General features: G+C 70.1%; 22 protein-coding genes. 6 read left to right on the top strand and 16 right to left on the bottom strand.

Annotated elements, in window-relative coordinates; all coding sequences use genetic code 11:
- Positions 1-26: 26 nt before the first annotated feature.
- A complete protein-coding gene (locus tag ACWFRJ_RS41475; RefSeq protein WP_453543695.1) occupies positions 27-491 on the bottom strand; it encodes an ATP-binding protein in 465 nt (154 codons plus the stop codon).
- Positions 492-885: 394 nt separating this feature from the next.
- On the opposite strand from ACWFRJ_RS41475, the gene ACWFRJ_RS41470 reads away from it, so the two are divergent.
- Positions 886-1,260, top strand: a complete 375-nt coding sequence (locus ACWFRJ_RS41470; RefSeq protein ID WP_453543693.1) for an STAS domain-containing protein — start codon at positions 886-888, stop codon at positions 1,258-1,260.
- A 77-nt stretch (positions 1,261-1,337) separates the two neighbouring features.
- On the opposite strand, the gene ACWFRJ_RS41465 is transcribed toward ACWFRJ_RS41470, so the two are convergent.
- Entirely contained in the window at positions 1,338-1,550 is a 213-nt protein-coding gene (locus ACWFRJ_RS41465) for a hypothetical protein (RefSeq protein ID WP_453543691.1), read from the bottom strand.
- A gap of 523 nt (positions 1,551-2,073) precedes the next feature.
- Between ACWFRJ_RS41465 and ACWFRJ_RS41460 the strand changes: the two genes are divergently transcribed.
- Positions 2,074-2,685, top strand: coding sequence for a hypothetical protein (locus ACWFRJ_RS41460; RefSeq protein WP_453543689.1), 612 nt, complete (start codon positions 2,074-2,076; stop codon positions 2,683-2,685).
- Positions 2,686-3,082: 397 nt separating this feature from the next.
- Here the strand turns inward: ACWFRJ_RS41460 and ACWFRJ_RS41455 are convergent, their stop codons facing one another.
- Positions 3,083-3,991, bottom strand: a complete 909-nt coding sequence (locus ACWFRJ_RS41455; protein ID WP_453543687.1) for a pirin family protein — start codon at positions 3,989-3,991, stop codon at positions 3,083-3,085.
- A gap of 157 nt (positions 3,992-4,148) precedes the next feature.
- On the opposite strand from ACWFRJ_RS41455, the gene ACWFRJ_RS41450 reads away from it, so the two are divergent.
- Positions 4,149-4,637 (top strand): carboxymuconolactone decarboxylase family protein, encoded by a 489-nt coding sequence (locus tag ACWFRJ_RS41450; protein ID WP_453543685.1) that lies wholly within the window; start codon positions 4,149-4,151, stop codon positions 4,635-4,637.
- A 206-nt stretch (positions 4,638-4,843) separates the two neighbouring features.
- Positions 4,844-5,815, top strand: a complete 972-nt coding sequence (locus ACWFRJ_RS41445) for an alpha/beta hydrolase (protein WP_453543683.1) — start codon at positions 4,844-4,846, stop codon at positions 5,813-5,815.
- A gap of 29 nt (positions 5,816-5,844) precedes the next feature.
- Here ACWFRJ_RS41445 and ACWFRJ_RS41440 read toward each other — a convergent pair whose 3' ends face one another.
- The 11 genes from ACWFRJ_RS41440 to ACWFRJ_RS41390 form a co-directional block, all read right to left on the bottom strand.
- Complete coding sequence (locus ACWFRJ_RS41440; protein ID WP_453543681.1) at positions 5,845-6,870, bottom strand: AraC-like ligand-binding domain-containing protein; 1,026 nt, start codon at positions 6,868-6,870, stop codon at positions 5,845-5,847.
- Between the two features lie 163 nt (positions 6,871-7,033).
- Positions 7,034-9,328, bottom strand: a complete 2,295-nt coding sequence (locus ACWFRJ_RS41435) for an ATP-binding protein (protein WP_453543679.1) — start codon at positions 9,326-9,328, stop codon at positions 7,034-7,036.
- Positions 9,329-9,418: 90 nt separating this feature from the next.
- Positions 9,419-9,790 carry a monovalent cation/H(+) antiporter subunit G gene (gene mnhG, locus ACWFRJ_RS41430; protein WP_453543677.1) on the bottom strand — a complete coding sequence of 124 codons (372 nt, stop codon included), beginning with the start codon at positions 9,788-9,790 and terminating at the stop codon, positions 9,419-9,421.
- On the bottom strand, positions 9,787-10,095 hold the full coding sequence (locus ACWFRJ_RS41425) for a monovalent cation/H+ antiporter complex subunit F (protein WP_453543675.1): 309 nt from the start codon (positions 10,093-10,095) through the stop codon (positions 9,787-9,789). The genes mnhG and ACWFRJ_RS41425 overlap by 4 nt, the downstream gene beginning before the upstream one ends.
- The gene (locus tag ACWFRJ_RS41420) at positions 10,092-10,709 is read right to left on the bottom strand and encodes a Na+/H+ antiporter subunit E (protein WP_453543673.1); all 618 of its coding nucleotides are present in this window, start codon (positions 10,707-10,709) and stop codon (positions 10,092-10,094) included. Before ACWFRJ_RS41420 ends, ACWFRJ_RS41425 begins: the two co-directional genes overlap by 4 nt.
- Positions 10,706-12,319 carry a Na+/H+ antiporter subunit D gene (locus tag ACWFRJ_RS41415; RefSeq protein WP_453543671.1) on the bottom strand — a complete coding sequence of 538 codons (1,614 nt, stop codon included), beginning with the start codon at positions 12,317-12,319 and terminating at the stop codon, positions 10,706-10,708. Before ACWFRJ_RS41415 ends, ACWFRJ_RS41420 begins: the two co-directional genes overlap by 4 nt.
- On the bottom strand, positions 12,316-12,891 hold the full coding sequence (locus tag ACWFRJ_RS41410; protein WP_453543669.1) for a Na(+)/H(+) antiporter subunit C: 576 nt from the start codon (positions 12,889-12,891) through the stop codon (positions 12,316-12,318). The genes ACWFRJ_RS41415 and ACWFRJ_RS41410 overlap by 4 nt, the downstream gene beginning before the upstream one ends.
- A complete protein-coding gene (locus ACWFRJ_RS41405) occupies positions 12,888-15,779 on the bottom strand; it encodes a Na+/H+ antiporter subunit A (RefSeq protein ID WP_453543667.1) in 2,892 nt (963 codons plus the stop codon). The genes ACWFRJ_RS41410 and ACWFRJ_RS41405 overlap by 4 nt, the downstream gene beginning before the upstream one ends.
- Positions 15,780-15,881: 102 nt before the next feature.
- Positions 15,882-16,577 (bottom strand): GNAT family N-acetyltransferase, encoded by a 696-nt coding sequence (locus ACWFRJ_RS41400; RefSeq protein ID WP_453543665.1) that lies wholly within the window; start codon positions 16,575-16,577, stop codon positions 15,882-15,884.
- Positions 16,574-17,437 carry a class I SAM-dependent methyltransferase gene (locus tag ACWFRJ_RS41395; RefSeq protein WP_453543663.1) on the bottom strand — a complete coding sequence of 288 codons (864 nt, stop codon included), beginning with the start codon at positions 17,435-17,437 and terminating at the stop codon, positions 16,574-16,576. Before ACWFRJ_RS41395 ends, ACWFRJ_RS41400 begins: the two co-directional genes overlap by 4 nt.
- A 119-nt stretch (positions 17,438-17,556) precedes the next feature.
- Positions 17,557-18,561 carry an NAD(P)/FAD-dependent oxidoreductase gene (locus ACWFRJ_RS41390; protein ID WP_453543661.1) on the bottom strand — a complete coding sequence of 335 codons (1,005 nt, stop codon included), beginning with the start codon at positions 18,559-18,561 and terminating at the stop codon, positions 17,557-17,559.
- 97 nt (positions 18,562-18,658) lie between these two features.
- On the opposite strand from ACWFRJ_RS41390, the gene ACWFRJ_RS41385 reads away from it, so the two are divergent.
- Both ACWFRJ_RS41385 and ACWFRJ_RS41380 read left to right on the top strand, forming a co-directional pair.
- Positions 18,659-19,249: a helix-turn-helix domain-containing protein gene (locus tag ACWFRJ_RS41385; RefSeq protein ID WP_453543659.1), complete on the top strand. Its 591-nt coding sequence runs from the start codon at positions 18,659-18,661 to the stop codon at positions 19,247-19,249.
- A 112-nt stretch (positions 19,250-19,361) separates the two neighbouring features.
- Entirely contained in the window at positions 19,362-20,234 is an 873-nt protein-coding gene (locus ACWFRJ_RS41380; protein ID WP_453543657.1) for a class I SAM-dependent methyltransferase, read from the top strand.
- A gap of 6 nt (positions 20,235-20,240) precedes the next feature.
- On the opposite strand, the gene ACWFRJ_RS41375 is transcribed toward ACWFRJ_RS41380, so the two are convergent.
- Both ACWFRJ_RS41375 and ACWFRJ_RS41370 read right to left on the bottom strand, forming a co-directional pair.
- Entirely contained in the window at positions 20,241-20,765 is a 525-nt protein-coding gene (locus ACWFRJ_RS41375) for a DUF1877 domain-containing protein (protein ID WP_453543655.1), read from the bottom strand.
- 34 nt (positions 20,766-20,799) lie between these two features.
- Positions 20,800-21,360: a TetR/AcrR family transcriptional regulator gene (locus ACWFRJ_RS41370; protein ID WP_453543653.1), complete on the bottom strand. Its 561-nt coding sequence runs from the start codon at positions 21,358-21,360 to the stop codon at positions 20,800-20,802.
- Positions 21,361-21,391 lie beyond the last annotated feature (31 nt).

Raw genomic sequence — 21,391 nt, 5'->3', positions numbered from 1 at the left:
GGTGATTCATCAAAACCTCAAGCAGGTCACATGACGAGGCAGACTGGACGCCTGCCCGGGTCATCGGCCAGCATGATGACAGCCTTGATCCGTTTACCCACCGGCTCACGCCGTAGCTCCAGAAACCGGCACACGCCCGTCACGATCTCCAGGCCGTGCTTTCCTACCCGCCCAGGGTCCACGCCACCGATCACCGGCAGCGTCGGATCGGCGTCCCACACGCTGACCTCCACGCCTTCGCCCCTGATCTCCAATTCCAATAAGCACGGGCCGGGCGCGTACTTGTAGGCGTTGGTGACCAGCTCACTCACCACGAGCTGCACCATGCCCATCACGCGCGCGGAGACCGGAATGCCGTGAACGGCCTGGACTTCGATCAGGAACTGGCGGACGGCATCTCGGGCAGTAGCCACCGACTCGTGCCCCATGAGCGCCTCGGTGAACAGTATCGGGCGGCCGGAGAGCGGCTGCGCTTCGCTTCTGTGCACCATTGCTTCACACCGCGCCCTTGGCCTGAGTTCACCGCTAACGACTGCCGACTACCCCCACATCGACCCCACACGCAGTTTTGGGGAGCAGGCAGCCGGGGGAACTCACTTTCGAAGGAAGTATGACTGACCGTGTTGTGAGGGTTGATGTTGCCGCTATTCAACGGCAGTTGGAGAGTTTCGGTGGGAGGATCGACGCTCTCCTCTCCTCGGGGGCTCAAATGTGCATACTGGCGGCCAAGGCCGAGCCGTACGCGACGATACGCCCTGCCCATCGTGCCGGTTTGTCGGGGCGATCACCGAGGCGCAAGTACGGGATGGCCCGGCGGAATGCGCTGCCACGAGGGTGCGGTCGGGGGTGAACACCGATCCGAACCAGCGGACAAAGGGCCTGCGGATGACCTTGAAACGCAGCCCCCTCACCCCCGACTTTTTTATGACGCTGGCTCTGACCGGAGAGCTGGACACCGACAGCATCCCGGCCCTCTGCGAGCTCACGTCGAAGGTCCTGACCGAGGGCAGCCGACACCTGATCATGGACCTGACCGGAGTGACGCGCTGCGACGACGCCAGCCTCTTCACAGTCCTTGGCATCCGCCAGGCCGTCCACCACGCGGGCGGCAGCCTCATCCTGGCCAACCCCAGCCCATCGGTGCAAAACACCCTGGCACGAAGCGCCCTGCGAGACCAACTGCCCTACCACGACATACTCGCCCCAGGCCCACCGCGCAGGTCCGCACCGCCCGACGGCTTTCCAGGCAGGCCAAAATGATCCGGCTACCGGATCTTGTGGCTTCTGGGGCGCTTCGAAGTGCAGGACGCAAGGGCGACTGAGCAGGAACAAGGGTCCTACGCCGCCTCGTAGTGGTGCGCCCGCCGACCCCGCCACTTCACCCAGGCCGGGTCATCGAGCAGCCCCTCCGCATCAGGCAGACCAGCCCGGCGCAGGAACTCGATCACATCCGCATCCGAGTGAGCGAGGCCAAGGATCTGCCCGCGCGCCGTCACCCGCCGGCCGCCTGTACCGGACGGCGGATGGACGACTATCGGCGCGGTGGACACACCTCCAGCGTCCCCCGAACGAACTGTCGACGCATCTGCACTCGATAGCAGGGAAGAGGACCCCGGAGCCCCCGCGCCCAGCCCCTGCGCGGGGGCTTGCTGCGCCGCCATTTGCCAACACGCCGAGCCCAGCTTCAGACCGGCAGCGGCGGGTACTCGACCGTCGGCGACTCGGCAGGCAGCGAGACGCGGCCACCGCCAGTCGCTCGAACCAGCGGCAGCCGCCCAAGTGCGAGGCGATGGCTCCCCCATCCCCCTCGCACCGGCGTCCTCACGGGCCGGGTGCAGGAGAGTCCCCGCCGGTACCTGAGGACGTATAGGCCGGGGTTGCGTTCGCTGCAGAGCGTGGCCCCGGCCGCTTGATGTATTGCCTCGGTATAAGCTCGGGAGCCGGGCGCGGGCGCCTGTCTGTCGAGATTTTAAGTCAGCGTGGCTGAGACGGTAGAGCGAAAACGGGCCTACTCCAGCACGCCAGGCTCAGTGTCCGGGCGGCAGTGCGGGCACGCCTCGTACCCGACGGGACATGCGCGAACCGGGGGCAGATGAACAACGCCGGATGGCCGACAAGCGAGAAGCCATTGCGGATGAGCGCGAGACCATCGCCGACAGGCGGGAAGCCGCTGCGGATGCGCGGCAAGACCAGCTCGCCGCCGAGGGGACAAGCCTGGACGCACGAGCTCGTGCAGCCGGGGATTCGGCTGCACGTATCCAGCAACGCTCGTACGAGCAGATCGATCGGATTCAGGGCCTGCTGACGGCCAGCCAGGAACGTCTGGACCGCAACAACGCAGGACTGCGCCGCTCGGACGCGAAGAGCCAACGGGAACAGGAAGCCATCGACCGGGAGGTCTGCGCCTCCCTCACCCTGATGGACGCGCAGGGCCTGGCACCCCTTAAGGCCCTGGAGGCCCAGGCCGACCGACTTCGAGAGTCCTCCCCGCCAGCGTGGGGGTGTTCCCGATCCCAGAGCGATACCGGTGGGGTCCAGCTCATCTTCCTCACCGGCGTGGGGGTGTTTCGACACCAACCGGGACGAGCTACCGGGAGTCGTCGCCCGCTCCACCGATGGAGGGGGTCCACCGATCGCCTCGTTCAGCGTGCAGCCAGGGAAACCTTCCCAATTCCAAAGGGCTGACGGACTCGCCGACGCTCGGCGTCATCCTCGTCACGGTTATCGGCTCCCGACAAACGGCCGCGATACCCGCGCGCAACGGATTGTCATGCCGCGCGTCCGTGCCTCTCTTCCGCAGCCGCACCCAGTTCAACATGATCAACGCCTACCAGAGGGGGTCGAGGTGGTCCTGAGCATGTCCGAGGTAATCAGCTCGAAGCCCATCTGATTACACGTCAGTAGAGTCAGCATTGGGTCAGCATTAGGTTTGCCAGACCTGGACACAGAAGGCCAAACCTGCGACTCGATGCGCGACCCCGAATCCCCTCCGGCGAGCATGATCACTCACCCAGAGCCACCCGCCTTCGCCGCACTCAGGACCACCCCGAGGGTCATACCCTGACGACAGCGACCGTGCCGTTCAGCGCACCCGTCCCCGCGGTTTCAGCGGTACAGACGGCAATTCCGGCGCTGGGATCCGGGCACCGTCGTAACCCCTCACCTCCCCGAAGCGTGAGCCATCCATCCAGTCCGAACGGGCCTGTGCGATATCATCGTTCGACCGTCCGACGAAGTTCCACCACATGACGATCTGCTCCTCGAACGGCACTCCGCCCAACAGGACCACCCGGGCAGGGGAGTTCGTCTCGTTCGTCAGCGTCAGCGTGTGGTGGCCCGTGTCGAGGTATCCCAGGTCCGCGGCGTGCAGCGACGTTCCGGCCATGCGGACCGTTCCCTGGTCGACGAGCAGTCCGTGCTCGAAGTCGGCGTCCGTCTCCAGGGTCGTGGACGCTCCCGGATCGAGGACGATTTCGGCGCCGAGCAGGGGTGTGAAGGTCGGCACCGGTGAGGTGTCACCGGCCAGGGACCCCAGGAATACGCGGATGTCCGCCCCGCCGACCCTGACCGGGGCGGGCACATGGTGCCGGAAGTCCCGACCGGTGTCCCGGTGTTGCTCGGGGAGCGCCACCCACAGTTGGACGCCGTGCAGGATCGTGGTGCTCGGCGTGGAGACCTCCGTGTGGCTGATGCCGTGCCCGCCCGTCATCAGGTTGAGCTCTCCGGGGCGCACCATGGCGTGGCTGCCCATGCTGTCGCGGTGTTCGATCTCCCCGCTGAACAGCCAGCTCACGGTCTGCAGCCCGATGTGCGGATGCGGGGCGACGTCCATGCCGCCCGACACCGCCACGTCGTCGGGACCGTAGTGGTCGACGAAGCACCAGGCCCCGATCAGCGTCCGGGCCCGCTGCGGCAGCGTACGCCGTACGGTCATCGCCCGCGGTCCGCCCAAGGGCACATCTCTCGCCGACAACACCTCGACATTGCTCATCGCACGCCCCTCCTCAGAAGTGGTTTTATGTTCAACAACTATGCCTGATACTAAGTCCTGGCGCTCCTGAAGCGCACGGCAGAGCACCGCAGAGCACCGCAGACCGGAAGACGGCAGATCGAAAGAGGGACGGCAGCGTTCCATGAAGGGGTACCAGTTGAGCGACACGGCGACCGTCCGCGCGGGCCAGCGAGTCTTCCTCGACAAGCAGAGCCCGAAGGCCTACCGGGCCATGGCCGAGGCGGCCAAGGAGGTCCGCGCGTCCGCCGACGAGGCCGGTCTCGACCGCATCCTCGTGGAACTGATCAACCTCCGCGTCTCGCAGATCAACGGCTGCGCCTACTGTCTCGACCTCCACACCCGGGCGGCACTGCGGGCGGGCGAGACCACCCGGCGCCTGGGTGTGCTGCCTGCCTGGCGTGACACCGAGTTGTTCACGGCGCGGGAACGCGCGGCCCTCGCCCTGGCCGAGGCGACCACCACACCGGCGGACAGCGCCCTGCAAGCGAGCGCCTACGACACGGCCCGCCAGATCCTCACCGACGACGAGATCTCCACGGTCATCTGGGTGGCGATCGCCATCAATGCCTTCAACCGCGTCTCCATCCTGAGCAAACACCCGGTGCGCGCGAACCCCGCACCGTGATCGCGAGGACGCTCCCCCGGGCAACACCCCACGGTCAAGAACCTGCCCCTCGCAGTGCGCTGTCAGGTCACATCCAGTGCGCTGGTGGACAATTCCATGCTCCCGTCCGCCTCTAGCTTGGCGGCAGTACCCCTCAGGGCTTCGCGTCCTGACCGGGGCCGCCCCGCCGGACAGTCCGGTGCGGGCCAAGTGGTGAGGAGCAGGGCATGTCGGATGGTGCAGAGCTGGTGGTTCCGGTCCTCGAACCGGAAGCGACGGCGTTCGCCGAGGCGACGGCGCGTCCGCCGTTCCTGTTCGAGCTTGCGCCGAAGGAAGGCCGTGGCGCGGTCGACGAGGTGCAGTCCGGCCCGGTGGAACTCCTGGACGTGGACGAGGAGTGGATCACCGTCCCTGGGGGCCCGACGGGCAGCGTACGGGCGAGAATCGTGCGGCCCGCAGGGGTGTCGGGGCCGCTACCGGTGATCCTCTACATCCATGGCGCGGGCTGGGTTTTCGGCAACGCGCACACCCATGACCGGCTGGTGCGCGAGCTCGCGGTCGGTGTCCGGGCCGCGGTGGTGTTCCCCGAGTACGACCTCTCCCCGGAGGCGCGCTACCCGGTGGCCATCGAGCAGAATTACGCGGTGGCCCGGTGGATCGTGCGGCAGGGCGCCGCACACGGCCTTGACGGGGCACGCCTCGCGGTGGCCGGGGACTCGGTCGGCGGCAACATGAGTGCCGCGCTGACGCTGATGGCCAAGGAGCGCGGGGATGTGCCGCTGCTCGGCCAGGTGCTGTTCTACCCGGTCACCGACGCGAGCTTCGACACCGCCTCCTATCACCAGTTCGCCGAGGGCTACTTCCTGCGCCGGGACGGCATGCAGTGGTTCTGGGACCAATACACCACCGACGAGAGCGAGCGGGCGCAGATCACCGCCTCACCGCTGCGGGCCGACCTCGAGCAGCTGGCCGGGCTGCCGCCGGCCCTGATGATCACCGGTGAGGCCGACGTGCTGCGCGACGAGGGCGAGGCGTACGCCAACAAGCTGCGTCAGGCCGGTGTCCCGGTCACCGCCGTCCGCTTCCAGGGCATCATCCACGACTTCGTCATGCTCAACGCCCTGCGCGACACCCACGCAGCCCGGACGGCCATCGCCCTGGCCGTCACCACGCTCCGCACCACCCTCGACGCGGGCTGACCCCAGCCCGGTCAGCCCGCGCGGGGGCACTATCCGGCGATCTGTGTCAGCGAGTGGCGGTCAGGGACGGCGAACGGCTTGCTGCTCCTGTCGCCGTTCCGTCCGGCATTCAAGCTGCGCCATTCGCGAGGGGAGATGCCGTAGGCGGCGCGGAACACCCGGCTGAAGTGCGCGGGATTGACGAACCCCCACCGCTGCGCCACGGACGACACGGTCGGGGCGGCCCTCCTGCTGCGGCCCAGTTCGCGGGCGCACTCCTCAAGGCGGCGCCGCTGTATCAGGCGGCCGACGGTGATGCCCTCGTCCTGGAAGAGCCGGTGCAGGTAGCGCACGGAGATGTGGTGGGCCTTCGCGATGTCCTCCGGTGACAGGGCCGGGTCCCCCAGGTCCCGGTCGACGTGGTTACGGATGCGCGCCACCAGGTGGCCGTACGAGGTCTCCTCATCGGCACCCGTGTCCCGGGCCTGCTCGGCCACCAGAGTGGCGAAGAGGTCGACGACGGTGGAGGCCAGTCTGTCCGCGGCCGACGGGGAGTACGAGTCCGCGGAGTCGACGAGGGACGTCAGGAAGGGCACCAGGACCGCGCCGCACCCCTGCCCGGTGTCGATCGCTGTACCGATGACCCGGCGAAGGTCCTCGTCGGGCAGGCCCAGAGCGCGGCGAGGCATGTGGATGACCCGGGCGGAGAACCGCTCTGAGTAGGCGAGAGAGTAGGGGCGTGCGGCGTCGTACACCAAGAGGCCACCCTCCCCCGCGTCGGCCAGGCGACCGTCCTGGGCCAACGTTGCCCGGCCGCCCGACACCTGGATGCCGAGCGTCACGAACTGATCGGGCGAACGCGCGATGTGCGAGGCCGTCCGACGGGTGCGGTGCGCATCCGCGTCTACGGTGGACACCCGGAGGAAGCCGACCCGGCCGACGGCGATCCGGCCCACGAACGGTCCTTCGCCCCGCCGTGTGACGGATACGGGCACCTGCTCTTCGGCCATCACGTCGCGCCAGTAGGCGAGTTGGTCGTTCTCACGAACCGCGGCAGTAGTCAGCACCAGATTCATCCGGCTTTCTTCTCCATCCATCCACGTTCCATGGCGGAGAGCTCAGACGGGCAGCACACATTGATCGGTTGCCGCCCGGTTTCTCCGCCATTGCCAGACAATCACCGGGCACAGCCGGTCTCCAGGCAGAAAGCAGGCAGAAAGCGAGCAGGGAACCGTGCGCTCAGGGAGAAGAAGCGGGCGCTCCGTCGGGTGTACCGCGCGCCTCCAGGCGGGCCAGGGCGTCACGGGCGTCGGCGACGCTCTGCGGATCGGCGCCGGGGCCCAGGTCGGCACAGCGGCGGAAGGCTCCGTACGCCTCCTCCGGCCGCCCGGCATCGAGCAGAACGGCGCCAAGTCCGTGGAGGCGGCGGCTCTCCAGAGCTCTGTTGCCGTTCTCGTGATACATGTCGACGGCGGTCCGCAGATGCGCCACAGCCTCGTCCCATTTCTCCAACTGCGCGTACGTGGTGCCCATGTTGGAGTGAATTTCGAGGCGGGCGATGGCGGCGGCGTGCGGTTCGATGCCGTCGCCTGCGTCCTCCAGGAAGGCAGAGGCGCGCCGGTAGTCGCGAAGAGCTTCTTCGGACCGCCCCTGGCCCATGAGGCTGACGGCGTGACTCATCTTGGCCTGGAGGCTTCCGTGCAGGTCCCCGGCACTTTCGAACAGACCCGCCGCCTGACGGACGTCCTCGTCACTCGCCGCCAGGTCACCAAGTCCTCGAAAACCCATGGCCCGATAGTTGTGGGCCCATGCCTGCTGCGTCGCGTCACCCGCACGCCGTGCGGCGGCGAGGGCTTCGGTCGCACGGGCGATGCCGTCGCGCGGGCAGCCTTCGCACACGGTGAGGGCCCAGGCGAGGTAGTTGAGCTGCGTCGCTTCGATCAGCGGGTCGTGCAGAGCACGGGCGGCGCACACCGCGGTGTCGAAGACCTCCGGCCAGTGCCCCCAGAAGATCCACTGGTCGGAGAACCAGTGCAGCGCCTCGGCCACCTCCACCACCCTGGCGTGTTCGCCGACCGCCGCGGCCGCGCGCAGAGCGGCCAGCCAGTTGGCACCCTCGGCCTTCAGCCACACCAGCGCCTTGTCGGCACAGGACAGGTCGACCGTCCCCTGCCAGGTGGCGGAGGGGGCGCCGTGGTCGGGTTCGAACCAGCGGCCGGCCACCACGGTGGTCTCCAACAACCAGCGGTACAGGTCCGTGCGGGCCCGGTGGACGTCCTCGGTGCTCTCCTCGGCCTCCAGCCGCGTGCGGGCGAACAGGCACAGCAGGTCGTGCAGGCGGTAGCGGTCCCGGTCGGTGCCGAGGAGACCGGCCTCCACCAGTTCCTCCAGGGTGTCCTCGGCGTCGAACAGCCGCTGCCCGGTCAGCCGGGCGGCGCCGGGAGCACCGACATCCGGACCCGGGACGAGGGACAGGCGCCGGAAGAGCCGGGCGGCCGTGGGGGTGAGCTGACGGTACGACAGATCGAAGGCGGCCGAGACGCGTACGTCGCCCGCGGTCAACGCGTCCAGGCGCCGTTCGTCGAACGCCAGGCGGTCGGCGAGGCGGCGTATCGACCAACCAGTGCGCGTGGCGAGCCAGTTGCCCGCCACCCGAAGGGCCAACGGCAGATGCGCGCACAGCCGGGCGACGTCCGCGAGGGCGTCCGGCTCCGCCTCGGCACGCTCCGGCCCGACCATCGCCGCCAGGAACCTGGTGGCCTCCAGGTCACTCAGCTCACCCAGCGGGAGGCGGTGCACGCTCTCCAGGCCCGTGAGCATGCGCCGGCTCGTCACCACGACCATCCCGGCACCGGAGCCGGGCAGCAGCGGGCGCACCTGGGCCTCGTCACGGGCGTTGTCCAGGACAAGGAGGATCCGCCGGTCGGCCAGGAGTTGCCGGTACAGACCGGGGTGACCCTGGGGTCCGGCCTTCGCGAGGTCTCGGTCGGCCACCTGGAGGGCCTTGAGCACACCGAGCATGAGCTCGGCGGGTGCGGGCGGTACGTCGTCCATGCCGCGCAGGTCGAGGACCAACTGCCCGTCCGGGAACCGGTCCGCGAGCTCTCGGGCCGCGTACAGCGCCAGCGTGGTCTTGCCCGTACCCGGCGGTCCGGACACCGCGACCGTCACGGGCTGGGCGGCCCTGTCCCCCGGGCCGCCATCGGAGACGTACCGGCCCGCGGACTGTTCGGCGAGTTTCGTGAGGTCCGCGAGTTCCTGCTCCCGGCCGACGAAGTCATCGATGCCGCGGGGAAAGGTCCGCACCCCCGCCGGGCTGTACCCCGAACTGCGGCCGGTCCGGGCGACGGCGAGGAGTCGCTCCCTGCCCGCCTCGTCAAGCCCCAGACCGTCAGCGAGCGCCGCGACCGTGCGCCGCTGCGGAGCCGCCCGCCGCCCACGCTCCAGGTCCCCGATCCCGCGCACACTCACGCCCGACGCCTCCGCCAGGCCCTCCATGGTCAGCGACGCCGCAAGGCGAAACTCTCGCAGCACGGTCCCGAAGGCTGCTCGCCCGCCACCCACCTGGTCCCCACCTCTAGGTCCATGCCTCCATCGAACCCCCTGAGCATGATCACCGGAATTCTACGACCTGTCGTCCCTGTTCGCCGCGATCGACTGTGACCCGGCGAGCTCGTCGAAGAGCAGGGCGCAGTCGCCGGTCTGCCCCGTGCGGTAGGCGACGCGCGCCACCAGGTGCGCGGCGACCGGGCTTGTCAGGAGCTGGAAGAACACCACAAGGGCGAGCGTGCCCAGGTCGACCCACGAGCGCAGCCGCAGTGCGACGCCCGCGGTGAGCAGGAGGATGCCGAGTGTCTGCGGGTTGGTGGCGGCGCTGCTCCGGGCGAGGACGTCGGGCAGGCGCAGCAGGCCGATGACGCCGGTCAGGCAGACCAGGGCGCCGATGAGCAGCAGGGCCGCCCCTGCGATGTCGGCCGCGTGGTGCCAGTTGCTCACGGGCCCTCCTTGGGCTGGGTGGTGGGCAGCTTGGGGCGGTCGCGCACGGCGATGAAGCGGGCGATGCCCACGGAGCTGGTGAACCCGAGGAAGGCGATCACCAGCATGATCGACAGGTAGTAGCGGGTACGGGTGGAGGCCGCCTGCACACCGATCCCGGCCACGATCAGCGCCGCCGCGACGTCGAAGCCCACCGCTCGGTCGAGCATGGAGGGGCCGCGCCAGATGCGGATCAGCAGGAGTGCGCCCGCGAGCAGGATCACCGCCAGGGCGGCGTCGAGCAGGATGGCGTCCACGGAGGTCACGGCCGGGGGTCCTTTCGTGCGGGGGATGCGGGAGGTGTGGGAGGAGCGGGAGGCACTGGAGGTACGGGTCCGGGCTCCACGGCGACGCGTGCGATCTCGGCGCGGGTGCCGAAGGCCCGTACGACCAGTGACTCCAGGCGCCACGCGTCGCGGCGGGTGCGGCGTACCGCGTCGCGGTCGTCGGCGTCGGACATGTGCAGGTACAAGGTGGCGGTGGATCCGTTCACCTCGACCAGGGCGCCGCCCGGGACACAGGAGACGGCGACAGCGGTCGCCGCGATCATCAGGTCGGTGCGGCAACGCAGTTGGACGGCGATCACCGCGGCGGGGCGCCTGCGGCCGCCCAGGGCCTGGCGGGTCACCGTGGCGCTTGAGGCCACCATGTCGTAGGCCAGATAGCCGGCGAGCCGCAGGATCCCGAGCGGACGCAGGCGCAGGTCGAGTTCGACGGCGGGCAGCGGGAAGACCAGGCACAGCGCGACGGAGACGAGGATGCCGCTGACCAGATTGCCCCAGGTCGGCCCGGACCACAGCAGCATCCAGATCACCGTGAGCCAGGCGATCAGCGACGGGTCGATGCGGCGCGGGCGGCTCTTCGATTCAGGGGAACTCACGGGCCGAGCACCGCCGCGATGTACGGGGTCCGAGCGAGGATTTCAACGGCCGAGCGGTCGGCCAGGCCCGTCAGGGGGGCGGCGAGCACGGTGTAGGAGAGGCCGAGCAGGACCGCGGCGATGGTCGCACCGACCATCACGCGCGGCACCCTGGCCGTGGTGCGGACACATGCGGCGGGGGCGACGGCCACCGCGCCGGTGCTCCCGGTCCTCCTTGGAGCGTCACTGTCGTCGCTGTCGTCGCTGTCGTCCACGTCCTCCAACACAGTTCCCTCCATCGGGAGTTGGGAGGGTGCGGCCCGCCAGAACGCCAGGTTCCACACCTTTACCATCACGTAGAGCGTCAGGAGACTGGCGACGGCGCAGGCGCCGAGCAGGACGTACGCGTCAGTGCCGCCGTCCGCCGCGCCCGCCCGCATCAGCCCCAGCTTGCCGATGAAGCCGGACAGGGGCGGGATCCCGGCGAGGTTCATGGCGGGCACGAACCACAGCGCCGCAAGGAGCGGCGCGGTGCGTGCCGCGCCTCCCAACCGCGTCAACTCCGTTGTGCCGTAGCGCCTTTCGAGCAGCCCGGCGGCCAGGAACAGCGTCGTCTGTACGGTGATGTGGTGCGCCGTGTAGACGATGGCGCCACCGATGCCGTCCCTGCTGCCCAGTGCGATTCCGTACAGCATGAAGCCGATGTGGCTGACGAGAGTGAAGGAGAGCAGCCGTTTGAGGTCGGTCTGGGCGACCGCGCCGAGGATGCCGATCAGCAGGGACGCGCACGCGACCGCCATGAACAGGAGCGAGAGCCGGTTGCCGGGGAACAGCAGGGTCTCGGAGCGCAGTATCGAGTACACGCCGACCTTGGTGAGCAGCCCGGCGAAGACTGCCGTCACCGGGGCGGGCGCGGTCGGATAGGAGTCGGGCAGCCAGGCGGCCACCGGGAAGACGGCGGCCTTGACGCCGAACACGGTGAGCAGCAGCGCCTCGATCAACCCCCGTACACCCACGGGTAGTTCGGAAAGACGTACGGCGAGCTGCGCGAAGTTGACGGTGCCGCAGGCCGCGTAGGCGACCGCGATGCCCGCGAGGAACACAAGGGACGAGACGAGGGAGACGACGACGTACGTCGAACCGGCCCGCAGGCGCGGCTCGGTGCCGCCCACCGTGAGCAGCACGAAGCTGGCCATCAGCATGATCTCGAAGCCGACGTAGAGGTTCACGAGGTCGCCCGCGAGGAACGTGAGCGAGACGCCTGAGACAAGGACCAGGTAGGCGGGGTGGAAGACGGCGATCGGAGCGCGTTCCTCGCGGTCGACCATGTCCTGGCCAAGGGCGTAGATCAGGACGATGAGGGTGACGGCTCCCGACACGGTCAGCATCAGCGCGGCGAGCCGGTCGACGACCAGGGTCACGCCGAGCGGCGGGGCGAAGTCGCCGAGGTGGACGACGAGCGGGCCGCCGCGGTCTGCCTCGACGAGCAGGACGATGTCGACGGCGAGGACGACGGCGAGGACGCCGATGCCGATGAGGCGGTGCAGCAGGCGCAGCCGGGGCCCGATGAACATGCTCAGGCCGCACGCGGTCAGCGGCAGCACGACGGGCAGCGGGACGAGGGCGTTCACCGGGGGTCTTTCTCCTGCCTTTCGGGGCTTGGCGGGTGGGGCGGGTCCGCGCCGAGGATGTCGTCCCACAGGTCGCCCGTGGCGTCCCGGGCACGGGCCTGGTACGCACGGTCGTCGCGCAGCCGGTGGCGCTGCTCGCGGCGTTCGTCGCGCCAGGCGCGCGGCCCCTCGTCGCGGTGCAGTTCGCGCAGCTCGGCACGCTCCTCGCGGATCTCCGCGCGCAGGACGACGCGCCGGTCCTCCACGTCGTCCGGCACGAAGTCGGAGCCGGTCAACTGGCTGCTGCGGTAGACCATCGCGAGCAGGAACGCCGTGGTGGCGAGGGTGATGACGACGGCGGTCAGCGCGATGGCCTGGGGCAGCGGATCGGTGACCCGTGCGTAGGCGACCCCCGGGTAGAGGAGCGGCGGAGACCCGGCACGACCGGTGGTGGCGAGGACGAGGAGATTGACGCCGTTGCCGCACACGATGACGCCGATGAGCACCCGGGTCAGACTGCGGGTGTGGATGAGAACCGCGCCGACAGCGGTCAGGACGACGGCACAGACCAGCAAGGTCAGGCTGACGGTCACCGCTCCCCCTCTCCGGCGAGCACGAGCCGTTCCCTGACTTCCGTCTGCTGGTCGATCTTCGATCCGAGGGCGCGGACGATGTCGAGGACCGCGCCGAGGACCAGCAGGTAGACCCCGAGGTCGAAGAGGATGGCGGTGCCCATGTGCCAGTCCCCGATCAGGGGCAGATGCCCGTGCCACGTCCAGGCGTGCAGCACCGTCCCGTCGGCGAGCCCCAGGAGCGCGACGCCCGTCGACAGGGCCAGACCGAGCCCGGTGAAGAATCCGGGATGCGCCGGGGCCGCGGCCGCCAACTCGTGCCGACCGCCAGCGAGGTAACGGATCATCAGGGCCACACCCGCGACGAGTCCGCCGACGAATCCGCCGCCCGGCAGGTTCTCCGCGCACAGCAGCAGGTACACGGAGAGCACCAGGATCGGGTGGAAGACAAGACGGGCGATCACCTCGAAGACGACGGAGCGGTGTTCGGGCGCGAGGGTGTCACCGGCCATCAGCCAGCTGCGCTCCGGCGCGGTCTGCCGGTACTCCGGCGGCACCTGGATGGCGGGCGTCGCCAGGGACCACGCCGTCACCCCGCCGGGCAGCGCGGGCGGCGGACCGGATGCCGGGCCCTGTCTGCGGTGCACGTACAGGAGGCTCGTCACGCCCAGGACGGCGACCGCGAGGACGGCCGACTCGCCCATGGTGTCCCAGGCGCGGAAGTCGACGAGGATCGTCGCCACCACGTCCTTGAGGCCGTGGTGCGCCGTCTCCTCCGTCATGGCGGCCCCGGCCGGAACCGCCGTCCGCGCCGCCGCCGCGAGCCATACCGCGCAGGCGACCACGACGCTGCTGCCGAGCGCGAGCAGCAGGCTGGCCACGCGGCGCCAGGACCTCAGCGACTCTCCGAAGTGCACGGGCAGCCGCCGCAGGACGAGGATCAGGACCACGGTCGAGACGGTCTCCACGCCGAACTGCGTGAGCGCCAGATCGGGGGCGCCCTGGACGACGTACAGGAGCGCCGTTCCGTACCCGGTCAGGCCCGCGAGCACGGCCGCCTTCATGCGGCGTTGTACGACCAGGCACATCAGGGCGCACGCGCTGGTCAGCGCGGCGACCGCGGCCTGCCACGGGGTGTCCCAGATTCGGGGCGCGGGGGCGCCGTGCCAGGGGCGGTCGGTGACGAGGACGGCGATGAGCCCGGCGAGCACGACGCCCAGGATGGTGGCCACGTACGCGGGGAGTGACCCCTTCTGCACCGCGCCCGTCACCTGTAGCGCGGTCCGTTCCAGACCGAGCACGATCCGCCCGAAACCCTCGTCCGCCTTGGGCCACGCGATCCGCCGCCCAAGCCTGGCCGTACCGTCCCGCCCCGCGAACAGCGCGGCGCCCCCCGCCCAGGCGAGCGCGGACAGACCGAGCGCGGGCCCGAACCCGTGCCACAGCGCGAGGTGATAGGGGTGCGCGGGGGCGGGGTACTGCGCCGCGTACGCCTCGAAGAGAGGCGCCACCCACCCGATCCCGGGGCCGAGCACCAGCGAGCCTGCGGCGAGCAGCGCGGGCGGCGCGAGGAAGCCGGGGCCGACGCGGTGGACGGCGGTGTCGGCGACGCCCGGCTTACGGGCGAACGCGCCCCACAGGAAACGCAGTGTGTACGCGGTGGTGAGCGCCGAGCCGACCACGATCAGGGCGAGCACCCACCGCTCGGCGACACTGCCGTGCAGCAGCGCCTCGAACGCGGCCTCCTTCGCCACGAACCCGAGCAGCGGCACCATCGCGATCATCGACGCGCCCGCGACGACGGCGACGACGGCGACCCATGGCAGCGCCCGCCCCACACCGGACAGGCGTCGCAGGTCGCGCGTCCCCGACGCGTGGTCGACGATCCCGGTGACCAGGAACAGCGGCGCCTTGAACATCGCGTGCCCGAGGATCATCGCTCCGGCCGCGAGCGCGGTGTTGTACGAGCCGTCCCCCGCGAGCACGATCAGGAAGCCGAGTTGGCTGACGGTTCCGTACGCGAGCACCAGCTTGAGGTCGTTGAGGCGCAGCGCGCGCCAGCCGCCGAGCAGCATCGTCGCCGTGCCCAGGGTGAGCAGCACCGGCCGCCACGGCGCGACGTCCGCGAACGCGGGGGCGAGCCGCGCCACCAGATAGACGCCCGCCTTCACCATCGCCGCCGCGTGCAGATAGGCGCTGACGGGGGTGGGAGCGGCCATCGCGTTCGGCAGCCAGAGGCTCAGCGGCCACACCGCGGACTTGGCGAGCGCCCCGGCCAGGATCAGCACGAGGGCGACCGAGAGCGTGGTGTCGGCCGGGGGCGGTGACTCCAGGATCCGGGAGATCCGGTAGGTGCCCGCCGCGTGACCCAGCATCAGGAATCCGACGAACATGGCGAGTCCGCCCACCGTGGTCACGGTCAGCGCCTGCAGCGCGGAACGGCGGCTCCCCCGCTTCTCGCTGTCGTACCCGATCAGGAGGAAGGACAGGACGGTCGTCAGTTCCCAGAACAAGTACAGGGTCATCAGATCGTCGGCGAGGACGAGCCCCAGCATCGCTCCCGCGAAGGCGAGGAGGTTCCCGCCGAACGCCCCCAACTGCCGCGTCCCAGGATCGAAGTAGCTCACGCAGTACAGCAGTACGAGCGCCCCGATCCCGGCGGCGAGCAGCACCATCACGAGGGACAGCGCGTCGAGCCGGAACGCCACGTCGACGTCGTACGCCTCCATCCACGACCACGCCTCGGTACGCGCTCCGCCGCCCGTCACCGTGCCCCACTGGCAGAGCGCCCAGGCGAGCGCGGCCGCGGGCGGCAGCGCGAGCACGATGAAGGCGCGCGGACCGGCGCGGCGGACGAGCGGGGCGGCGCAGAGCGCCACAACGAAGTGGGCCAGGACCAAAACGGTCATGAGTCATGCATATCGGCAAGTAACCGACATACAGGGTGGGCGCGCCGGGAAACGGTGCAGGGCGACGCAACTCCAGGGGAACGGAGCGCGGCTCGCGGAACCTCAGCGGCCGCGCAACGCCTTCCAGTCGTCCTCGAGGATGGAGTACTGCACGATGTCGTGCCACACGCCGTCGACATGGCCGTAGTGCCGCAACCGTCCCTCACGGACCATGCCGGCCTTCTCGATGGCCCGCTGCGCGGCGACGTTCGACGGCATGAATCCCGACCAGACCCGGTGCAGGCCGAGCCGGTCGAAGCCCAGGACGCCGAGGAGGAAACCGATCTCGACGCTGTGGCCCACGCTCACCCGGTCGGCGCGCAGAGCCAGACCCACCTCCGCGCTGCGGTAGCCGACGCGGACCATCCCGCCCTCGGACGACTGGTCCTCGACGATCAGCTTCGCCGAGCCGATCAGCTCACCCGTGGCGATCTCGCTGACGCCGAGGCGGTAGTGCGAGCGCGGAGTCCGCCGGGCACCGGCTCTCGCCTGCTCGACAAGTGCCGCGGCGTCGTGGCGCCGGAAGGGCGGCATACCGAACTCGCGGGTCGTGCGGGGGTCGCCGAAGATGTCGAGCACACCTTCGACATCGCTGGGCACGAACTCCCGCAGGCGCAGCGTGGTGCCTTCGATGAGGACCGCACGCTGCTCCGCCACTTCCGACGCTCGCGGTGGCCATTCGTCGACCCGCGCCCGGTGCGGCTCTCGCGGAGCCCACAGGGGGGCTTGCTCCCGCTCGGCTTCCAGGCGATCCGTCATCTGTTGACTCCTTGGTGATGTTCTGTGAGGCCGAACGACACGCGCGTGACCCAGAGCGGTTTGCGCGTGCGGATCGCAGGAAGGAAGTTGGCGAGCGGCATGACCCAGCCGCAGAGGAACCCGCGGCCCCGTGGTTCGCGGACTCCCCGCACGGCCGCGATGTTCGGGTGCACCGTGCGCAGCTTCCGCCGCTCGCCCGGTGTCATCCCCCAGAGCATCGGCGGCGGACGGTACCCGGCGGGGTAACTCCACCGGCCCCGTACGGTGCGGGCGGCCATCCAGGCGGGCGGGGTGTCGAAGACCAGGTCCGCTCCGGGGAAGCGGGCGGCGCACCCCTCGATGAGGCGGTGGACCACGTCCCGGGTGAGATACATCAGCATCCCCTGGGCGAGGATAAGGAGCCCTCGCGAGGCGTCGACCTCGTCCATCCACCGCGCGTCGGTGGCCGAGCAGGGCAGCGTCCGGTGGCGCGGCTCGTCCGGCAGCAACCGCTGCCGCAGCTCCGCGACTTCGGGCAGGTCGACCGCGAGCCAGCGCACCCTGCCGTTGTCCACGCGCCAGAACTGCGTCTCCAGGCCCTCGCCGAGCGAGACGACCGTGCCGTCCGGGTGGTCGTCGAGGAAACGGCGCACCTCCCGGTCGTAACAGCGCGCCCGTACCGCCATTCCTTGTGCCAGGCCCCAGTTACCGGTGCCGAACCGCTGCTCGAAGGGGTAGTCGACCGTGTCGATGACCTCGATCGCCTTCGGGTCGAGCAATGCCGAGCCGGGGTCCTTCGCGGCCAGAGCGCGGTGGTGCAACGTCCATAGCGTCGTCTCGGCGACGCCGTCCAGCTGGGCCTGCCGCTTCTGTCCGTCCATCCGGCGATGGTCACAACACCGGCGGCGCCCCAGCAAGGAGCGTCACTCCTCCGAGCGGATAGATCACTCCTTCAGTTGGGATTTGCCGTCGTGCCGTTCCCGGCCCCGAATCCTCCGCCTCAGCCTCGCTGTACGGCGGCGAGGGCCGCCTCGGTGTCGGCGGCGGCCAGGTCGGCGTTGATGCGGGCACCGGCCAGGGCGCCGGCCGCGGCGGAGGCTCCGACCTGGGCGGACAGATCGGTGGCGTTGCCCGCCACCCACACCCCCGGCACGTCGGTGGCGCCCGCCGTGCCGGTGGCGAAGTGGCGGCCCATGCCGCCGGGCAGGTCCTGCATCGGCAGCTTCAGTTCGTCCAGGCCATCGGTGCGGGCCCGCATGGTGGTGACGGCGGCGAGGACGCGCCGGGGCACGAGCTGTCCGTCGCTCAGGCGTACGCCCGCGATGTCGCCGGACTCGGTGGCCACGATCTCGGTCACGGGGGTGTCGACGACCCGGATGCCGCGAGCGGCGAAGCGCGCACGGGTGTCCTCGTCGAGTTCGGTGCCGCGGGTGAAGTAGACGAGGTCGTCGGTCAACTGGCGGAAGAGGAGCGCGTGGTGGACGGAGGCCGGGCCCACGGCGATGATCCCGATGGGCTCGTCGCGCACCTCCCAGCCGTGGCAGTACGGGCAGTGCACCAGGCCGTGCCCCCAGTGCTCGGCAAGCCCGCGGACGTCGGGCAGGACGTCGCGCAGTCCGGTGGCGACGAGCAGGCGGCGCGCCGCCAGAGTGCTGCCGTCCACGAGGGTGACCGTGAAGCACGGATCTCCCTCAGCGGCCGAGGGGGTGATGGGAGCAGCGGAGGTCACTTCCCCGGTCACGACAAGACCGCCGTAGCGGCGCACCTCCTCGCGCCCTCTGCGCAGCAGTTCGGCGGGCGGGGTGCCCTCCAGGCCGAGCAGGCCGTGCACGCCGTCGGCGGGTGCGTTGCGCGGGGTACCGCTGTCGATCACGACGACCGAACGGCGGGAGCGGGCGAGCATCAGCGCGCCGTTCAGGCCCGCGGCGCCGCCGCCGATCACCACGGCATCGACGGTCTTGCCCGGCAGCTCGTCAGTGGCGTACGCGGCAGTGGTCACAGACATGGCGTCGCACCCTTCCTTTCAGGTGAGCACCCGCGGTTCGGGGACTCTGGTTCATGACGATAGGCGCGCTTTGCCGTTAAGGCATACGCTGTTGCCCATGACGCAAGAAGATGGCGAGATGGACAGCCTTGTACGCAAACGGATCCGGGCCCTGCGGGTGGCGCAGGGCTGGTCCCTGGAAGAGCTTGCCGCCCGCGCCAAGGTCAGCCAGTCCACGCTCAGCCGCATCGAGAACGGACAGCGCCGCCTGGCCCTGGATCAGCTCGTCACGCTCGCCCGGGCCCTTGACACCTCCCTCGACCAGCTCGTCGAGACCGCCACCGACGATGTCATCACCAGCCCGGCGATCGACGCGGCCCATGGGCTCATGCGCTGGCCGATCAAGGCGGAGCCCGGCATGAGCGTCGTACGCCAGCGCATGACGGACCCGGCGCCCGACAACCCCTCACGCATGCGGGCCCATCCGGGCCGCGAATGGCTGGTCGTCCTGTCCGGCACCGCCGTCCTGCTCCTTGGCAACCGGCGCCTGCGCGTCGAGACCAACCAGGCCGCGGAGTTCCCCACGATGCTCCCCCACGCCATCGGCGCCGAGGGCGGACCGTGCGAGATCCTGGGCATCTTCGACCGCGACGCCCGCCGCGGCCACCAACGCGAGGACAAGGGCGAGAGCGGCCGACCCGGCTCATGACTGACGCATCAGCCGGTCGCACGTTGCGCGTACGGCACCGCCGCCGATCATCTTCTTGCGCACTCCGGGATTCATGGTGCCCTTACGGCATCATCGACTTAGCGTCGCCGTCATGACGCACTCTTCCTCGCACGCGGCCCACGACCACGCCGACCACCACCTTTCCTCACACGAGCCGGATGCCGACGGCCAGGCGGAGATCCTCGATCTGGACGCGGAAGTGCTCGGCGAGCACATCGCGTCCATCACCGCATGGCTGCCTCTCGACAAGGAGCCGCGCCACATCGTGGACCTGGGATGCGGAACGGGGGCAGGTACCTTCGCTCTGCTCTCGCGCTTCCCCGACGCGCGGGTGACCGCCGTCGACACTTCGGCCAGTCACCTCCACCGCCTGCGGGCAAGGGCCGAGGCGCTCGGTGTGGCCGACCGGGTGCGCACGGTGCAGGCCGATCTCGACGCGGCCTGGCCCGATCTCGGCCGACCCGAGCTGGTGTGGGCGTCGGCGTCGATGCACCACATGGCGGACCCCGGCCGCACCCTGCGCAAGGTCCACGATCTGCTCGGGTCCGGCGGTCTGTTCGCCGTCGTCGAGCTGGCCGACTTCCCGCGCTTCCTGCCCGCCGACGCTCCGGAGGAGCGGCCCGGCCTGGAGGATCGCTGCCACGGCGCTCTAGCGCACGACGCCGCCGAGGGCGTGCCGCACCGCGGCGCCGACTGGGGGCCCAAGCTGGCAGCTGCCGATTTCACCGTCGAGGGCGAGCGCACGATCACCGTGAACATCGACGGCTCGAGCAATGAGGCGGTCGGCCGGTACGCGCTCAGCAGCCTGAAGCGCCTGCGCGGCAGCGCCGCCCACGCCCTGACGCCTGAGGACCTGGACGCCCTGGACCAACTGCTCGACGCCGAAAGCCCCTTCAGCCTCTTGCGCCGCAGCGACGTCGCGGTACGCACCGAACGCACGGTGTGGGCAGCACGCCGCGCCTGACCCGCGTCAGTCCCACCAGAGCACGAGGAGAAGGCGACGCCGAGCCGCGCCCCGGTAGAACTCGCGCAGGGCCTCGAAGTACTCGCCCAAGTACTTCCTCGGTCCACCCATGATGTCCTGGGCCCCCAGCCCGATCAGGCGAGCGGCTTTCGCCTCACGGGCCGGCAGACCGGCGAGGACCGCGGGGAAGTCGATCTCACCGAGCAGATCCGCGATGTGAGCGACTTGAACCACGCTCAGGGCAGTGGGAGTTACGTCGAAGGGTGCGATGTCGTGGGGCGGGACGTCGAGAAATCCCAGGTCGATCGCAGTGTCCCCGTCGGTGGACTGCCGGAGAGCCCGCATGTGCGGCTCGTCGAGACCCGCCAACTCGCAGACGCGGACCAGGAGACGCGGCGCCCAGTCGAGGTCGAGGACGTCTGCCGTCGGCGGATCCCAGCCGTGGTCCCCGTCCGGAGACGTGTCGGCTGACTGCCGGCAGGCATCGACGTACTCCGCCGGGACGCGGGCGAGTTGTTGAGTGACGGCCATGACAGGAGTATCCCGGCCGCGTCCGACGGACCGCCTATGGGGCACGGCCCGCCGCGACGGCGCGGACGACGGCCGCGACGCCCGCCCGGTCGGTGGGCTGGGCGTCGACGGAGTTGTGGATGGAGAAGCCCTCCACCAGCGCGTCGAGCGCCCGCGCCGTCAGGGGGTCGAAGTGCCGGGCCAGGGACTGGCGGCTGGCCTGCATCCAGGCGCGTACCACCTCAAGCAGTTCCGGGTGGCGGGCGGCGAACGCGTACAGCTCGTAGCTGAGCAGCAGGTTGCGGTCGGTGCCCCAGACCTTGCCGCAGATGATCTCGACGACGGCTTCCTGCGCCTCTTCGGGTGTGCGCGCCGCGGCGAGCAGCGCCCCGTAGCGCATGGACACGGACTCGGCGAGACGGGTGAACGCCTCGGTGAGCAGATGCTGCATGTCGTCGAAGTAGTAGGTCAGCGAGCCGAGAGGCACCCCGGCCGCCGAGGCGATCTTGCGAAAGGTCACTTTGATGGCGCCGTGCTCGGCGATGACGTCGAGCGCCGCATCGAGGATGCGTTCACGCCGCCTGGGGTCGTTGGGGCCGCGGGTGCTGCCAGTCATCTCTGTCGTCTGCCTTCTTCTTCCCGTATCC

It is taken from the genome of Streptomyces sp. NPDC055239 (assembly GCF_053606205.1).
The sequence above is the reverse complement of the archived record's forward strand: the minus strand, read 5'-3'. Positions and strand labels throughout refer to the sequence as shown.

Coding starts and splice junctions, on each gene's coding strand:
- ACWFRJ_RS41405 (WP_453543667.1), bottom strand. CDS start 15,779: ATGACCGTTTTGGTCCTGGCCCACTTCGTTGTGGCGCTCTGCGCCGCC.
- ACWFRJ_RS41380 (WP_453543657.1), top strand. CDS start 19,362: ATGACGCACTCTTCCTCGCACGCGGCCCACGACCACGCCGACCACCAC.
- ACWFRJ_RS41445 (WP_453543683.1), top strand. CDS start 4,844: ATGTCGGATGGTGCAGAGCTGGTGGTTCCGGTCCTCGAACCGGAAGCG.
- ACWFRJ_RS41440 (WP_453543681.1), bottom strand. CDS start 6,870: ATGAATCTGGTGCTGACTACTGCCGCGGTTCGTGAGAACGACCAACTC.
- ACWFRJ_RS41375 (WP_453543655.1), bottom strand. CDS start 20,765: ATGGCCGTCACTCAACAACTCGCCCGCGTCCCGGCGGAGTACGTCGAT.
- ACWFRJ_RS41475 (WP_453543695.1), bottom strand. CDS start 491: ATGGTGCACAGAAGCGAAGCGCAGCCGCTCTCCGGCCGCCCGATACTG.
- ACWFRJ_RS41400 (WP_453543665.1), bottom strand. CDS start 16,577: ATGACGGATCGCCTGGAAGCCGAGCGGGAGCAAGCCCCCCTGTGGGCT.
- ACWFRJ_RS41470 (WP_453543693.1), top strand. CDS start 886: ATGACCTTGAAACGCAGCCCCCTCACCCCCGACTTTTTTATGACGCTG.
- ACWFRJ_RS41455 (WP_453543687.1), bottom strand. CDS start 3,991: ATGAGCAATGTCGAGGTGTTGTCGGCGAGAGATGTGCCCTTGGGCGGA.
- ACWFRJ_RS41460 (WP_453543689.1), top strand. CDS start 2,074: ATGCGCGAACCGGGGGCAGATGAACAACGCCGGATGGCCGACAAGCGA.
- ACWFRJ_RS41385 (WP_453543659.1), top strand. CDS start 18,659: ATGACGCAAGAAGATGGCGAGATGGACAGCCTTGTACGCAAACGGATC.
- ACWFRJ_RS41390 (WP_453543661.1), bottom strand. CDS start 18,561: ATGTCTGTGACCACTGCCGCGTACGCCACTGACGAGCTGCCGGGCAAG.
- ACWFRJ_RS41395 (WP_453543663.1), bottom strand. CDS start 17,437: ATGGACGGACAGAAGCGGCAGGCCCAGCTGGACGGCGTCGCCGAGACG.
- ACWFRJ_RS41370 (WP_453543653.1), bottom strand. CDS start 21,360: ATGACTGGCAGCACCCGCGGCCCCAACGACCCCAGGCGGCGTGAACGC.